Annotated in this window: 11 protein-coding genes; 8 read left to right on the forward strand and 3 right to left on the reverse strand. The window is 46.1% G+C overall.

The genetic code is table 11. The annotated features are described in order from the left end of the window. Nucleotides 1–394 precede the first annotated feature (394 nt). The 4 genes from K0I73_RS04205 to K0I73_RS04220 all read left to right on the forward strand — a co-directional run bounded on the left by K0I73_RS04205 (nucleotide 395) and on the right by K0I73_RS04220 (nucleotide 6533). Entirely contained in the window at nucleotides 395–1711 is a 1317-nt protein-coding gene (locus K0I73_RS04205) for an anaerobic C4-dicarboxylate transporter (RefSeq protein WP_220063278.1), read from the forward strand. A gap of 279 nt (nucleotides 1712–1990) precedes the next feature. Beyond that, nucleotides 1991–2215, forward strand: coding sequence for a hypothetical protein (locus K0I73_RS04210; RefSeq protein WP_220063279.1), 225 nt, complete (start codon nucleotides 1991–1993; stop codon nucleotides 2213–2215). A 299-nt stretch (nucleotides 2216–2514) separates the two neighbouring features. Beyond that, a complete protein-coding gene (locus tag K0I73_RS04215; RefSeq protein WP_258405290.1) occupies nucleotides 2515–4086 on the forward strand; it encodes a sensor domain-containing diguanylate cyclase in 1572 nt (523 codons plus the stop codon). Between the two features lie 260 nt (nucleotides 4087–4346). Continuing rightward, nucleotides 4347–6533 (forward strand): OsmC domain/YcaO domain-containing protein, encoded by a 2187-nt coding sequence (locus K0I73_RS04220; RefSeq protein ID WP_220063280.1) that lies wholly within the window; start codon nucleotides 4347–4349, stop codon nucleotides 6531–6533. A gap of 104 nt (nucleotides 6534–6637) precedes the next feature. On the opposite strand, the gene K0I73_RS04225 is transcribed toward K0I73_RS04220, so the two are convergent. Further along, nucleotides 6638–7252, reverse strand: coding sequence for a DsbA family protein (locus K0I73_RS04225; RefSeq protein WP_220063281.1), 615 nt, complete (start codon nucleotides 7250–7252; stop codon nucleotides 6638–6640). 207 nt (nucleotides 7253–7459) lie between these two features. On the opposite strand from K0I73_RS04225, the gene K0I73_RS04230 reads away from it, so the two are divergent. Both K0I73_RS04230 and K0I73_RS04235 read left to right on the forward strand, forming a co-directional pair. After that, nucleotides 7460–7708 (forward strand): hypothetical protein, encoded by a 249-nt coding sequence (locus tag K0I73_RS04230; RefSeq protein WP_220063282.1) that lies wholly within the window; start codon nucleotides 7460–7462, stop codon nucleotides 7706–7708. A gap of 29 nt (nucleotides 7709–7737) precedes the next feature. Beyond that, complete coding sequence (locus K0I73_RS04235; RefSeq protein WP_220063283.1) at nucleotides 7738–8220, forward strand: cupin domain-containing protein; 483 nt, start codon at nucleotides 7738–7740, stop codon at nucleotides 8218–8220. 114 nt (nucleotides 8221–8334) lie between these two features. Here K0I73_RS04235 and yghU read toward each other — a convergent pair whose 3' ends face one another. Beyond that, on the reverse strand, nucleotides 8335–9192 hold the full coding sequence (gene yghU / locus K0I73_RS04240; RefSeq protein WP_220063284.1) for a glutathione-dependent disulfide-bond oxidoreductase: 858 nt from the start codon (nucleotides 9190–9192) through the stop codon (nucleotides 8335–8337). A gap of 200 nt (nucleotides 9193–9392) precedes the next feature. After that, nucleotides 9393–11462: a M13 family metallopeptidase gene (locus K0I73_RS04245; protein WP_220063285.1), complete on the reverse strand. Its 2070-nt coding sequence runs from the start codon at nucleotides 11460–11462 to the stop codon at nucleotides 9393–9395. Nucleotides 11463–12047: 585 nt separating this feature from the next. Here K0I73_RS04245 and ptsP point away from each other — a divergent pair. Together ptsP and ptsG are read left to right on the forward strand one after the other, a co-directional pair. Next, nucleotides 12048–14636: a phosphoenolpyruvate--protein phosphotransferase gene (gene ptsP / locus K0I73_RS04250; protein ID WP_220063286.1), complete on the forward strand. Its 2589-nt coding sequence runs from the start codon at nucleotides 12048–12050 to the stop codon at nucleotides 14634–14636. 37 nt (nucleotides 14637–14673) lie between these two features. Further along, nucleotides 14674–16425: a PTS glucose transporter subunit IIBC gene (gene ptsG / locus K0I73_RS04255; protein ID WP_220063287.1), complete on the forward strand. Its 1752-nt coding sequence runs from the start codon at nucleotides 14674–14676 to the stop codon at nucleotides 16423–16425. The last annotated feature ends 32 nt before the right edge of the window (nucleotides 16426–16457 follow it).

Raw genomic sequence — 16457 nt, forward strand, 5'->3', positions numbered from 1 at the left:
TAGAGTGAAGATATTGATCGTCATAAAGCTAGCTGATGTAGATTGAATATGTGATGTGTTAGGTGAAAAGCTAGAACTACAAAAGTTGGTGGGGGGGCATTTTTCTATCTCTGCTTTTATACATCAAGCTGTCGAGACGTTATGCCGTTAAAGTCACATCGGCTATCTAATGCTTGATGATTAGCACGTATTAAGCTTTTACTCTAAATATCACTGAGTTCACATAAATTAAGTCTATTACCGACTTAGGTTGATCCTGCTCTCTTTCTGGCTTATTACCGCTGTTTTGTATTAGCACTCCGTTGTATAAACCTTAAGTTACAGAAAGGTTAATGCTTAACAAAAACTCGTGCTTGTTGATATATCGCATTGGGCGGACCAAGGGGATAAACTTATGTTTTTTGTTCATATGATGTTGCTGTTGACGGTGATTTTTGTCGGGATCCGTCATGGCGGTATAGCGTTTGGTTTACTCGGTGGATTGGGCGTATCTGTTTTAGCGTTTGTGTTCGGTATTGCACCAGGAACGCCGCCTATCAATGTGATGCTGATTATTCTTGCTGTGGTGGCAGCCTCTGCAACCCTAGAGGCGACTGGCGGCCTTAAGCTATTAGTTCGTTATGCTGAGCGGCTATTGCGTAAACATCCTAATCAAATCGTATTTCTCGGTCCCTTATGTACCTATTCATTAACTGTGTTGGTGGGTACTGGCCATTCTGTTTATCCGCTGCTTCCGGTTATTTATGATGTGGCTTATAAAAAAGGGATCCGTCCTGAGCGGCCATTAGCTATCTCGACGATAGCATCGCAGATGGGGATCACTGCGAGTCCAATTGCGGCTGCGGCAGCTGTTGTTATCGCGACCTCAATGGAAAATCATCTCGATATCAGTCTTATCGATGTGTTGATGGTGACGATTCCTGCCACCTTGACAGGTGTGCTTGTGGCAGCCGCATGGAGCTTAAAGCGTGGTAAGGATTTAGATAAAGATCCTGAGTTTCAGGCACGACTTCAAGATGATGAGTTTAGAGAAAGCCTGATCGATCCTGAAATTGAATCGTCAAATCAAGTTGAGCAAGAGCGCACCGCTAAACGGGGTTTAACGGTTTTTCTATTAGGGATTTTGGCCGTCATCATTATTGCGATGTTCAGTAAGCAGGTATTGCCCAATAAAGTCGGTATGTCTGTTGCGATACAGTTTATGATGCTGTCGGTGGGGGGTATTATTCTGCTGGCAACTAAGGTCTCACCCAAGAAGATAGTTAATAGCAATGTGTTTAGTGCTGGTATGACGGCGGTGATCATCATTTTTGGTATTGCTTGGTTAAGCGACACCATTATCAGCCATCACAAATCTTACCTCGTTAGTATGGTGAGCGATCTCGTTAGCCTTTACCCCTGGACTTTTGCTATCGCGATGTTTGTGGCCTCGATATTTCTAAAGAGTCAGGCGGCAGTGTTAACGATTATGTTGCCTCTTGGTTTCTCCTTAGGGATCCCTGCTCCTGTGTTAATCGGGGTATTGCCTGCTTGTTATGCTTATTTCTTTTTCCCATTCTATCCAAGTGACTTAGCAGCGATAAGTTTTGACCGCAGTGGCACAACTCGTATCGGTAAGTATGTGGTCAATCATAGCTTTATTATTCCTGGGTTTATCGGGGTATCGACGGCAACCTTAGTTGGCTATTTTATTTCGATGGCAATTAATTGATCTATTTTGCTCGGTAGATTCGTTGGCATAAACGCTAGCTTCAACGCTAGCGTTTATTTTTTGATGCTTATTTTCTCGCTAGCCTATTTTACGAGGCTCGTCGTAGATGCAACTCATTGCAGCATATTGACGCTGGTACACATTTACCGTGCTTAGCGTTCTGCGCGTCAGTCAAGATGGAGAACTGATGCTTCTATTGATCTCTGTCAACGCTTGTTGGTGAAAAAGTGTTCACTATATTAGCTAACATGAATAGTGCTTAGCAAAAGGCGGCTATCAGTGACAGATAGGAAGTTAATCTTACTATTAAAGACTTGTATTACTGTCGGTATCAGCCTGATTCTTCTTGGGATCTATCTACATAACTATAGCGACGCCATAGAAGCTATGGGAGTTAACGGAATTATTATTAGTGCGCTTTGCGTAGCATTTGGGATGGTTTTATCTTTACCCACCAAGATGTACCTTACCTTCCTATTGGTTAAGCGTGAATCGGAAGGCTAACATTATGACCTCTCGCTTGGTGCGCTTAACATCACCATAAACACCTTATGGTAGACATGACAACTCAGCTCGATAGCGTAATTGTTTCTCGCTTTTCCAATGCTTTGTTTATGTTATCAATATAGGCTTGGTACCGCCGTTTTTATCCTTATGGGCTGACCAATGTGACAGTAACGAAAAGTCAGATTAATTAATTGAAAATAATGTAAAATATCTTAGTCTTAATAAGATAGATACTTGGCGGGTAACTCTCAATTCGTCATCAATGTATATAAAGTCACAATAAAGATAAGAAAACGATGATGGAAATAACCAATAGCGCTAAATCTCATTTTACTTATACAAAATATAAACGCACTTTTATTTATGCGACCTTGTTGCTGGCGTTTCTATTTATTGTGATCGCTGCCGTTTATGTTTTTTCTCGTCATAATATGGCTCGAGAGCGAGAAGTCACTCAGTATGCAGAGCTTGCTAATATACAAAATAGTTTAGTGTCAGAACTGAGTATCGTTGGAGCCGATTTAGTCTATTACTCCCATAGTCAATTGGCTATTTCAACCCTTGTAGATGAGAGTCCTACGGCTAAGACCTATCTGACATCCTTAATGTATCAAATTGGCGATCTGCATAAACATTATGATCAGGTGCGTCTTTTTAATCTTGATGGTGATGAGGTGATCCGTATTGATTTAGATAACGATAATTCATTGAAACTTATCCCTGATAATAAATTACAAAACAAAAGTGATCGTTACTATTTCCGTGACCTTGTCTCGGCCGATCCAAAAGTGATCTACACCTCGCCTTTTGATCTCAATATTGAGCATGGAAAAGTGGAGTTTCCCATTAAACCAACAATCCGCTTTGCTACTCCCATTCACTCCAAGCAAGGAGCATTTATTGGCGCTGGCGTGATCAACTACAACGGTAGAAAACTGATTGAAATTATCGAAAAACTCAATATTCACAAAGGAGATAGTGCCTATCTTATCAATAGTGATGGATATTATTTAAGGGGAAGCCACGCCTATCAAGAGTGGCGCTTTATGTTTCCAGAACAAGAGCAGATTCGTTTTGCAGACGATTATCCTTCGATTTGGCAACGGATGCGGCAAACGGATAAGGCTAAGGTCACCACCGAGGCTGGAGAGTATTACTTTAGCCATTTTCAGCTATCGCCCAATTCGACCTTTAAAGTGGTTAATGGCGAGAGTGTATTTCTAGTTATGTTCGTGCCTCACGCTAAAATCGAGGCCGCACAGAAGACATTAAATATTGGGACGGTTTTGGCATTTATTCTGATCGCGCCAATGTTTATATTTTTAGCCTATAAACTGGCTAGCTCACAGGTTGAGCAGAATAGATTGTTTAAGCAATTAAACTTTGAGGCTCGGCACGACGCACTGACGGGTCTCTTCAATAGACAAGCTATCGTAGACTATTTGGAAAAATGTATATGCAGTAGTCAGCGACGAGATGCTGACTTGGCGGTAAGCTTTGTTGATGTCAATGATCTCAAGAAAACCAATGATCAATATGGTCATGAAGCGGGTGATGAGTTGATACAAGGTATGGCGACTGTGATTAACATGTCTATTCGTGAGTGTGATTATGCCGCTCGTATTGGTGGTGATGAGTTTTTAATTGTATTTGTTGATTGCGATGAAAAAAATGCCAATATTGTTATGCAACGTATTCAATCTGCCTATGGCGTGCTGGGGATCAGCAAAACAGATAGAAAATGGAACATGAGTTTTGGTTGTACCCAGCGCTTATATGAATCAGACGATGTTGACAGTATGATTGAAAGAGCGGATCGGGCAATGTACGAACATAAAGCTGCTCAAAAAAATCCACCCGTATCTTAGCTCGCATTTATTGATGTTTGGACTGGCTTGTAGACACCGGTAAAAATGGCGAAGCCCTTTAATACTCTCGAAGGTATCCACTGTGACCGATATAGAGCTAGCTGCTTGAGTGAGCATTCGCTAGTGGCTTAATCTTGGTTTATTACGGTTTTAAATTAATTAACCCAAGACTAATGAGTCAAAAACACCGATAATTCCCCCATTAAGCTTTTTGGCTTCGGCCATGCGAGACGCTCACCACCAAGTGGAAATCATATTCAATGGAAATCAAAGTTAACTTTCTCGACAACCTGAGACTCGAAGCCAAGTTTGACGATTTTACCGTCACTGCCGATCAGCCTATCCGTTATAAAGGTGATGGCTCTGCGCCGAGTCCTTTTGACTACTTCTTAGCTTCGTCAGCCTTGTGCGCCGCATACTTTATCAAGGTGTATTGTAAAGCGCGTGATATCCCCACAGAAAATATTAGACTGTCACAAAACAACATTGTGGATCCTGAAGATCGTTATAACCAGATTTTCCAAATCCAAGTTGAACTGCCAGAAGATATTTCAGCTAAAGATCGTGAAGGGATTTTACGGTCAATCGATCGTTGTACCGTTAAGAAAGTGGTGCAAACTGGGCCAGAGTTCAAAATCGAGACGGTTGAAAACCTCGATGCCGACGCCAATGCCATGCTGATGGGTCAGCCTGAGGGGGATGCGAGCACCTACATTTTAGGTAAAGATCTGCCGCTTGAGCAGACTATCTCTAATATGACTGGTATTTTGGCTGAGCTTGGGATGAAGATTGAGATCTCATCATGGCGCAATATAGTGCCAAATGTGTGGTCACTGCATATCCGTGATGCGGCCTCGCCAATGTGCTTCACCAATGGTAAAGGGGCGACCAAAGAGAGCGCTCTGTGCTCGGCATTAGGTGAGTTTATTGAGCGCCTCAACTGTAACTTTTTCTATAACGACCAGTTCTTTGGTTTAGATATCGCTAATAGCGATTTCGTGCATTACCCCAATGAGAAGTGGTTTGCGCTCACCGATGATGACGCGCTGCCAGCAGGCCTGCTCGATGACTATTGTTTAGATATCTACAATCCAGATGATGAGCTGTTTGGTTCACACCTTATCGATACCAACTCAGGCAATATTGACCGCGGGATCTGTAGCATTCCTTATAAGCGTCGCTCCGATGGCGAAACGGTTTATTTCCCGTCGAACTTAATCGAAAACCTGTTTTTGAGTAATGGCATGAGTGCGGGTAACAACCTGCAAGAAGCCGAGGTGCAATGTTTATCTGAGATCTTCGAGCGTGCAGTTAAGCGTGAAATCATCGAGCAAGAAATTGTGCTGCCCGATGTTCCTATGCAGGTATTAGAAAAGTACCCAAGTATTTTGGCGGGCATCAAAGGGCTAGAGGATCAAGGCTTCCCCGTAGTGGTGAAAGATGCCTCCTTGGGCGGTCAGTTTCCGGTAATGTGTGTCACCTTGATGAACCCGAAAACTGGTGGTGTGTTTGCATCATTTGGCGCACATCCAAGTTTTGAAGTGGCCTTAGAGCGGAGTTTAACTGAGCTTCTGCAAGGGCGTAGTTTTGAAGGGCTAAATGATGTGCCTAAGCCGACCTTTAATAGCATGGCGGTGAGTGAGCCTGAAAACTTTGTCGAGCACTTTATCGATTCAACCGGGGTGATCTCTTGGCGCTTCTTTAGCAGCAAACATGACTTTGAATTCTGCGAGTGGGATTTCTCTGGCACCAACGAAGAGGAAGCTAAGGGACTATTTGGCATCTTAGCAACCTTAGGTAAAGAGGTGTATGTTGCTGAGTTCGATCAGCTTGGTGCCTCGGCTTGTCGTATTTTAGTGCCTGACTATTCTGAGGTTTATCCCGTTGAAGATCTGATTTGGGATAACACTAACAAGGCGCTGGATTACCGTGAAGATATCTTAAACCTACATTCACTCAGTGATGATGAACTGGTTGATCTGGTTAATCGTTTCGAAGAGAGTCAGCTCGATAACTACACCGATATCCGTACCCTTATTGGTATCGTATTTGATGAAAACACGGTTTGGGGTCAGCTAACCATTATCGAGTTAAAGATTATGATCTTCCTTGCGTTAGGTGCTCATGACGAGGCGATGGAGCTGGTTGGCGACTTCTTGCAGTTTAACGACAATACCGTTGAACGCGGCTTGTTTTATCAAGCCGTCAACGCAGTACTTGAAGTGACCTTAGATGAAGAGTTAGAACTTGAACACTTTATCCATAACTTCAAGCGCATGTTTGGTGAAACCGTGATGGAAAATGCCGTTGGCTCTGTCACTGGCGAGGTTCGATTCTCTGGGCTGACTAAAACCAGCATGCAGCTTGAGGGTATTGAGCCGCACCTAAGATTGATTGAAAGCTACAAGAAGCTTCATCAAGCTCGCAAGCTCAAAGCGGGCCTATAGTGTATTAGTCCTCCAGCTCATAAGCGAAAGGCTATCAATGAAAAAGCGAACCTTAAGGTTCGCTTTTTCAATTTTGGGGCAAAGGGAGCTAATCGAACTCACGCTTACGTAAATTCAATGGCTTCTCGTACCAGCTGAATAGCGGTGTCGGCGTTTTGGTAGTCAACAGGGATTGGCGTGATGCCAGCTGTGGTGTGCACAAACAAGGAGGGGAAGCTATTGCCGCCGATGGAACGTGCAAATTGGATCTCAGCTAATAGCGTTTGCTCCGTCGTTTCATCCAGTAAGTCAGAGGTAAACTTAGCTGCATCTAAGCCGAGTTGATTGGCTGATTCGATCAATACCTGGTTGTCGCTCGGGTTACGGGCTTGTAAGTAGTAAGCCTGTTGGATGGCGGTTAGCATTTGCGATTCTGCTTGCTGAGCACGGGCGGCGAGTATGGCGCGACAGGCAGGGTAGGTTGAACGCCTTGGGGTATTGGTAGTCCAAAACTCATGATTGAACTCAGTGCCCAGCAGGTTTTCGATTCTGTGCCAATGAGCGGCAATCTGTTGCTGCATAGTGGCAGGCATAGGTTGGTCGCTATCTGGCGCGAGCCCGCCAAGCAGGTAAACTATCTTCATTTCGCCTGATAGCGCTCGCTCGATTTTTTCCCAGATAGGTTTGAATCCCCAGCACCAGGAACACATGGGATCGTAAACATAATACAACTTATTCATATCAGTCGGTTTCTCTTTGGTAGTAGCACTAGATTATCATGGCTCAGAAGCATTGAATTGATAACAGCTTTATTGTCGAGATGCGAACCCAAATAACCTTAGACGACTTTTAGGGTTCAAATTGGTGGCGTTGAGCGGTAAAGTACCCGGCATGATAATGCCGCGACAGTGTCGTAGGCACAGATGGATAATTGTGAGTGTCTAAAGATGAATGATGAACAGAATGTGATTGATAGCTTAGCAGCCTTAGAGCGCTTTTTATTGTCAGTGGAAAATGGTGGCTTAGGGCTAAAAGGGGTTGAAGGAGTCGGTATGGCGACCAACAATGCCGATGGTCGTCACTTTGTTGCCGTGTTTGACAATAATCATAAGTTGCTGCATGCGCGTTGGATCACTGATGAAGTATTCGAAACCGGTAAAGATATGGTACGTAATGGTGTTAAGCCAAAGCATTAACCAACTAAAACTCACACAGAGTATTTTTTATGCAAAATGCAGATGAGTTCATAGAGCATTTACAGTTAGCGCAGCATGTCGAAGGTGGTTATTATTGTTCATCCTATCGCTCTGCGCAGCAGTTTGATGACTCGCGCCAACTTTGGACCAGTATCTATTTTTTACTCCGTACTGGCGAAGTGTCTAATTTCCATCGCTTGACCGCCGATGAGATGTGGTATTTTCATGCGGGACAATCATTAACCATCTATATGATTGATGAGCAAGGAGAGCTGACAACCGCGAAGTTGGGGCTTGATCTTGCTGCTGGCGAGCGACCCCAATTTTTGGTGCCTAAAGGGTGTATTTTTGGTTCAGCGATGAATCAAGCGGGGTTTTCTTTGGTTGGCTGCATGGTTTCTCCCGGCTTTACCTTCGAAGATTTTGAGTTGTTTAGTCAAGAAAGTTTATTGGCTGAATATCCACAGCATCAAGCAGTTATTGAGCGCCTGAGTCGCAAAACAAAGAGTTAACGCGACGGTTAGTCTAGCTGTTAGCAACAAGAGAAAGGGACGCTTAATGCTCCCTTTCTCATCTTAATGCATGTGGAGATAACCGGTTTTGGCTCAGCAACCTAGGCTTGGTGACTAAGGCTGCTTGCTGAGTACCTTGTCAATATCTGCAGCGCTATGACGCTCAGCGAGCTGTTCCCACTCTTCGCCAAATGAGCGGTTAACGATACGTCCGCGCTGAACACCTTCGCGAGACTGTATCATTTTTGCCCAGCGCACCACATTGGTATAGGTATCGACTTGTAAGAACTCGGCCGCATCATACAAATTACCTAACACTAGGTTGCCATACCAAGGCCAAATAGCCATATCGGCAATAGTGTATTCATCGCCTGCAATATATTGGTTATTAGCGAGTTGTTTATCCAAAACGTCTAATTGGCGTTTTACTTCCATAGCGAAGCGATTAATTGGGTATTCTTGTTTTTCATCGGCATAGGCATAAAAGTGACCAAAACCACCGCCTAAAAATGGGGCAGAGCCTTGGGCCCAAAACAACCAGTTAAAGGTTTGGGTGCGAGCATTACCGCTCTTAGGTAAGAATTGCTCAAACTTTTCAGCAAGATGAACCAGTATTGAAGCCGACTCAAAGACGTTAACCTCTTGAGCGCCTGAACGATCGATTAACGCGGGTATTTTTGAGTTTGGATTAACGCCAACAAAGCCCGATGAGAACTGATCTGACTCACCAATATTAATGAGAAAAGCATCATACTCGGCTTCTTTTATTCCTAGCGCGAGCAACTCTTCTAGCATTATGGTGACCTTTTGACCGTTCGGGGTGCCGAGAGAATAAAGTTGAAAAGCGTGCTCACCGGCTGGCAGCTCTCTATCGAACCTCGCGCCCGACACGGGACTGTTGATATTTGCCCATTTATTACCGCCACTCGCGTCATTTACCCATACTTTTGCTGGAGTATATTTGTTTGTCATTCTATTTCCTTATCGCTTGCGTTATATCTGAGATTAACTATTCGCTTGTTTAGTGATATCGGGGCATTTTTATCAGTTAAAACCCTGTTCAATATAACTCTTTGCTATGTATTGGTCTGACAGAGCATAAGAGCTCGATAAAAATGCCAGTCAAGAGACTGGCATGTTAACGGACGGGTAAAGTCTACGTATGTTGGCGATTACCAAATACGTACGCGCTCATCTTCTGCAAGGTAGAGCTTGTCGCCTGGTTTCACATCAAAGGCCTTATACCAAGCATCGTGGTTACGCGGTGCTAGTGCACGATAACGGCCAGGAGCATGAGTGCCACCACGCAATTGATTTAGCATGCTCTGTTCGGTGCGTTTTTCTTTCCATACTTGTGCCCAAGCGAGGAAGAAACGCTGATCGCCCGTTAGACCATCGATCACCGGAGCTTCTTTGCCGTTTAGGCTGAGCTTATAAGCATGATATGCCATTGATAAACCGCCCACGTCACCGATGTTTTCACCGAGGCTATTACGGCCATTGACGAAGTTATCTGGGATAGGTTCATACTTGCTGTACTGCTCGGCTAGACGATCGGCTTTCGCATCGAACGCCGCGCGATCGGCATCTGTCCACCAGTTACGCTGAATACCGTTAGCATCAGATTTAGAGCCTTGATCGTCGAAGCCATGACCCATTTCATGACCAATCACAGCGCCAATGCCACCGTAGTTAACCGCTGGATCGGCGTTAGGATCAAAGAATGGGGGTTGTAAAATCGCAGCGGGGAAAACAATCTCGTTAAATGAACTGTTGTAATAGGCATTGACGCGCTGTGGTGTCATGCCCCAACGGTTACGATCCGTTTTTTGTAACTCTTTGGCCACACTGTCGGCTCTAAAGTACTGTCTGAGGTTCTGAATATTGCCCACTAAATCTGTTTTTGTCAGCTTAAGGCCATCAAACTCTTGCCATACATCTGGGTAACCGATCTTAGGATTGAAGGCCTTGAGTTTTGCATGGGCATTGACCTTAGTTTCATCGCCCATCCAGTCAAGACCGTCGATACGTTGGCCTAATGCGGTGCGCAGATTCTCTACCAGTTCAGCCATCTGCTGCTTAGATGACTCAGGGAAGTAGCGCTTCACATAGACTTTACCAATCGCAAAGCCTAAAGACTGAGTGTCTGACATCTGCTCAACGGCACGCTTCCAACGTGGACGCGGCTCTTGTTGACCGCTTAAGGTCTTGCCAAAGAAGTCAAAGCTCGCCGCGTAGATATCTTCAGACAGTAGCTCGGCGTTGTTACTGATGGTGTGGAAAGTTAGGTAGTCTTGCCATACGCCAAGATCTTCTTTATTCACGAGATCGATCATCGCTTTGATTGGATCGGGTTGTGAAATGTTTAACTGTGGGACTTGGTAACCCGTTTGGCTAAAGTAGAGATCCCAGTTGAAACCTGGGTACTCTTTAGCTAAATCTTCACGCTTGATTTGGTTAAGTGTTAGGTCGCGATTACGGCGCTTCTCTCTTGGCCATTGACCTTCAGCCATTTTGGTTTCCAGCGCTAAAATAGCGTTAGCACTCTTAGCTGCTTCTTTTACGCCGGCAAACTCAAGCATCTTAGCGATATGAGCGACATAGGCTTCACGGATCTTAACAAAGCGTTCGCTATCTTCGAGGTAATAAGAGCGATCAGGCAGACCTAGGCCACCGGCTCCTACAGACATCTCATATTCGTTAGGGTTAAGGCGGTTAAACCACATACCACCGCCAATCGGCGAGCTGCCACCCACTAACCAAGATTGACCAAACATCTTGGTTAGATCTTCGATCGATTTGATGGCGGCAATATCATCTAAGGTGCTTTGAATTGGGCTGATCCCGAGTTTGTTGATGGTCTCGGTATCCATGTAAGCATGGTAAAAGTCGGCGATAAGTTGCTCTTCGCTATTAAGGTCGGTGCGGCTAGCAATATCGTCGATGATCTCTTTTACCTGTTTCTCACTGCGCTCTGCTAATCCAGTAAAGGCGCCGTAACGAGTCTTATCAGCGGGCATCACATAGTGATCATACCAATTGCCACTGGCATACATGAAGAAATCATCACCAGGTTTAACCTCTAAATTACGGGCGGTTAAATCGACACCGAAGCTCCCCAATTCTGCTTTGGCTACTGGAGTGCTGGTTTCAGCGACGGTTTGAGTGTTGTTGATATCGGATGTGCCACAGGCACTAAGAAAAGAGGTTGCTAGCGCAATGGCGATTAAGGACTTTTTCATTGTTATATTGATTTCCTTGCTAGTGGAGAGGTGCTGTTAATTAAACGGCTCTATCTTGTAAGACTAGTGATAAATGTCAACCTTATAATTGTTAGCAAAGTTTGTGTCATTGATACTGTGTGGGTAGTGACCGAGGTGACTTGCTGCAAGACGATAGTGCGATTGGTGGCTAATGATTGTCATCACTGCGCTGATGACGTTTAAAGCGAGTAGCAGCGAATATACTTTCTAACAACCAAGGTTGTAAGCGCTTACATTTGTTCTTGCCTATTCTTGTCAGTGAGATTAATCTGGTTTTAATTCTCATGTACAAATGACTGCATTCGATTGCAACTTGTGACGTCCACTGTATGTTTGCTAAGTTGAGCTGTTGTAAAAGCGGCATCGACTCTGCATTGGGTGTCGGCTATGGGATAGAAAAGCACGTCAATGTAAACAGGCGGCAAAATGTCGCCTAGCCAGCTGACTTGTCGCTATTTTTTTGCAGTAATTAGTTGGCGAGAGCCGCTGGCTAAACTTAAATTATATGCCTGACGCTGACAACAAACCTTAAGGTTTGTTGTCAGCGTTACATTTGGAGTGGCAATGAATAATAATACTTCCACCATGATCCAACTGTTATCACCTTTTAATGGGGTGAGCTGTCCATTAGAACAGGTTCCAGATGCCGCATTCGCGCAAAAGTTGGTGGGTGATGGCTTTGCAATTGATCCAACCTCAAACGTTTTACACGCCCCCTGTGATGCCAAGGTCACTCAGGTTCATCCCGCTCAACATGCAGTCACATTAACCACAGATGCAGGCGTTGAGATCTTGCTTCATATTGGTGTGGATACCGTAAAGCTAAAGGGTGATGGGTTTAACGCATTGGTGAAGGTTGGCGATACTGTAGCGGCCAAAACACCTTTGGTGGAAGTTGATTTAGACAAAGTCGCTTGCGGGGTTAAGAGTTTACGTACCGTTGTGCTACTGACCGACCGAGAGCGTATTGTTAACTTAACGCCCACAACTGCTAAGCGTTTAGCGGTCGGTGATCTGCTGTTTAGCGCTGAGCTAGCTCAAGCGGGGGCTGCAGTAGTGAAGTCTGACGACATGCTTCAGTCTGCTGCGATAAAAATTGTTAATCCAACGGGGATCCATGCTCGTCCAGCTGCGGCGATAGTCGGAGTGCTAAAACCATTTACCTGTGACGTCATGCTTGAAAAAGCGGGGGAGCAGGTCAATGCCCGTAGTGTCGTGGCCTTAATGGGGTTAGATATCGCCTTTGGTGATCAAGTAGTCATATTGGCCAAAGGCCCTGATCAGCAAGCGGCTATCGATGCATTGAGCGCGGCTATAGCCTCAGGTCTAGGCGAAGAGGGGGCCAATGAAGCGGCCAGTGATGCGGCAGCTAGCGCGTTCGATCCGTTTGCTGAGCCTTCACTGCTGTTGCAAACCAGTCAAGACCCGCGCCAATTACTCGGGATTGAAGCCTCTCCAGGCCAAACGAAAGGGCGTTTATATGTGATCAACGCCGAAGTGCCTAAGTTCGAGACCTTCGCAAGTGACTCCACTGCGGAACAGCAGAAGCTGGATCACGCCATCAAGATCGCCGATGCAACACTGATTGAGTTAGTCGATGAATTACGCGGCAAAGCCATGGGACAAAAAGCAGATATTTTTGTTGCTCACCAAGAGTTACTGGCCGATCCCGAGCTCTATGAGAAGTGCTTAGTTGAGTTACAACAAGGTAAATCAGCTCCCTATGCCTGGGACAAATCGGTTTGCCGTCAGGCTGACAAATTGGCCGCGATGGGTAACCCATTGCTGGCTGGCCGTGCCGCGGATTTGGTCGATGTTGGCAATCGGGTGTCGCGTATTTTAGCTGGGCTACCGCAAGACACGATTCCAGAAACATTACCCGAAAACACGATTATCGTTGCCAAAGATTTAGCTCCATCAGAAACCGCCAAACTGAATCCTGCTCAAGTGTTGGGTATCTGCACCACCTTAGGTGGGGCGTCTAGTCATAGTGCGATTCTGGCTAGAGCCATGGGAATTGCAGCCATGGCCGGGGTGGAAGCGAAGGTGCTGGAGTTACATGGCACCGAAGTGTTACTAGACACTGCAAAAGGATATCTACTGCTGGAGCCGACAGATTCGGAGATGGCTGCACTCAGTCGCCAACAAGCGGCAAACGAGAAGCTTAAGGCGTTAGCCTTTGCGGATAAAGATAATACGGCAGTGACCACTGACGGCGTGCAAGTCGAAGTGGCGGGTAATATTGCTAAGGTTGCCGAAGCTGAAAAGCTGGTGGCGATGGGCGGTGAAGCTGTTGGCTTATTGCGTTCAGAGTTTCTCTATCAAGAGCAAACCTCCGCGCCTTCAGAGGTGGAGCAAGAACAAGCGTATCGCCAGGTGCTGACCACCTTAGGTGAGCGTCCACTGGTGGTGAGAACATTAGATGTTGGCGGTGATAAGCCCTTGTCATATTTACCGCTGCCGAAGGAAGATAATCCGTTTCTTGGCGAGCGTGGTATCCGTGTTGGGCTCGATAAGCCCGCCGTGCTGCGACAGCAGCTCCGCGCCCTACTGAAAGCGGCGAGTGCTGGTCGACTGCGCATTATGTTCCCTATGGTGGCTTCACTGTTTGAGCTGAAATTGGCCAAGCAGGTGCTGCAAGAGGAAGCTGAAAAATTGGCTATCGATATCAGTGGTATCGAGGTCGGTATCATGATTGAGGTTCCCTCTGCGGCGGTGATGGCGGATCTATTGGCTGAACATGTGGATTTCTTCTCTATCGGTACCAATGACTTAACCCAATACACCTTAGCGATTGATCGTGGTCATCCTAAGCTTGCAGCCATTGCCGATGGTTTACATCCCGCAGTGCTGCGCCTTATCGATATCACAGCGAAAGCCGCTCATGAGAAAGGCAAGTGGGTTGGCGTTTGTGGTGGGTTAGCAGGTGAAAAAGATGCTGTGCCTATTCTTGTCGGACTCGGTATCGATGAGCTGTCGGTGAGCGTCCCTTCTATACCAGAGGTAAAGCATCAAGTGCGTAGCTTGAATCAGCAAGCATGTCAGAAAGTGGCTGCCGACGCTATGGCCTGTGCTGATGCAAAGGCGGTGCGTGAATTGATGCATGCCCCTAGCACGTTAATCGCAGTCACTGGCGGTGTAGCCTCGGCGTAAACGCTTAGCAGCTTATTAAAATTAAAAGGTTCGTACTATGACAACAACTACAATCAGTGCAGCTAAATCGAAAAAGGCCGTGATGGCAGGGGCTTTTTCCGTATTACAAAAAATTGGCAAATCGGTGATGCTACCCGTGTCTGTGTTACCCGTGGCTGGTATTTTACTCGGTGTGGGCAGTGCAGGCTTTAGCGTGGTGCCAGACATCGTTAATACCTTGATGGTGCAAGCGGGTGAGGCGATCTTTGGCAATATGGGACTGCTATTTGCTATCGGTATCGCACTTGGTTTTGCAAAAAACGATGGTGTCGCTGCGATGGCTGCATTAGTGGGTTATGCCATTATGACAAAAACCATCGGCGTGATGTCTCCCGGTACTGATGTGGGGGTGTTAGGTGGCATGATCGCGGGAGCGATCGCCGCTTACTCCTTTAATCGTTTTTTCAAGATTCAGCTCCCAGCCTACCTCGGCTTCTTTTCTGGTAAGCGTAGCGTACCAATTATTACCGGTTTTGGCGCCATATTAACCGGCGTGATCTTATCGTTTGTTTGGCCGCCCATTGGTCATATCATCGAAACCTTTTCTCACTGGGCTGCCAATCAAAACCCAACCTTAGCCTTCGGTATTTACGGTGTGGTGGAGCGTTCGCTTATTCCTGCGGGTTTGCATCATGTGTGGAACGTCCCCTTCTTCTTTGAGGCGGGTAGCTGTGTCGACAGTACGGGCAAAGCCGCTAACGGTGTATTGACCTGTTATTTGCAAGCCGATGAGGCTAGCCGTGCTGCGGGGAATGGCTTTGGTCAGCTTGCGGGGGGATATCTGTTTAAGATGTTTGGTTTGCCTGCTGCGGCAATGGCCATTTGGCATACCGCAAAACCAGAGAACCGTGTGATGGTCGGTGGCATTATGATCTCCGCCGCCTTGACTTCATTCTTAACAGGTATCACAGAGCCGATTGAGTTTGCGTTTATGTTTGTTGCGCCGCTGCTGTATGTAGTGCATGCCTTCATGGCTGGTCTGGCTTATGTGTTAACCAATATGCTCGGCGTGGTGCATGGCACTTCGTTTTCCCACGGTTTGATAGATTTTCTTGTGCTATCAGGTAAGTCTGAAAACATCGGTCTGTTGGTGATGCTCGGTCTGGCCTATGGGGTGCTTTACTATGTGGTATTCCGCTTTTTGATCACTAAGTTTGATCTGAAAACACCTGGTCGTACCGATTCAGAAGCTGAACTGGTTGGCGGTGAGGGGACTGAGCGTGCGCGTAACTTTATCGAGGCGTTTGGTGGTCCGCAAAATCTAGTTAATGTGGACTCTTGCATCACCCGTTTACGTATGGATGTTGTGGATGCCAGCCAAGTAGACCATGCTCGCTTAAAACAGTTGGGCGCTAGTGGGGTGCTAGTTTCTGGTAATGCGGTGCAGGCGATTGTGGGAACCATAGCTGAAGTTACCCGTACCGAAATTGATGAGATGTTGGCGTCTGGCGGCTTTGTTGCTCAAGAGGCTGTAACGGAGCAACCCGTGGTTGCTGCTGCGACGACGGATGTCGATGGGGTGCAAGCTACGCAGTTAAAGGCGTTGCTGACGGGGCTGATCTCATGTCGCACTATTGCCGATAACCGCTTGCGAGTCGAAGTGAGTGACAGTAGCTTGCTAGACGCTAAGGCTCTGCAAGCACAAGGTGTACAGGAGGTTTTGGTGTTAAACGATAAACTGGTTCATCTACTGTTTGTTGGTAATACCCTGGGATTAGCGCAAGCGTTGAATGATATCCCCGGTGAATAAGCTGAAGGTCTGTTGACGAAAAAGCGCTTATT

It is taken from the genome of Shewanella mesophila (assembly GCF_019457515.1).
Taxonomy (GTDB): Bacteria; Pseudomonadota; Gammaproteobacteria; order Enterobacterales; family Shewanellaceae; genus Shewanella; species Shewanella mesophila.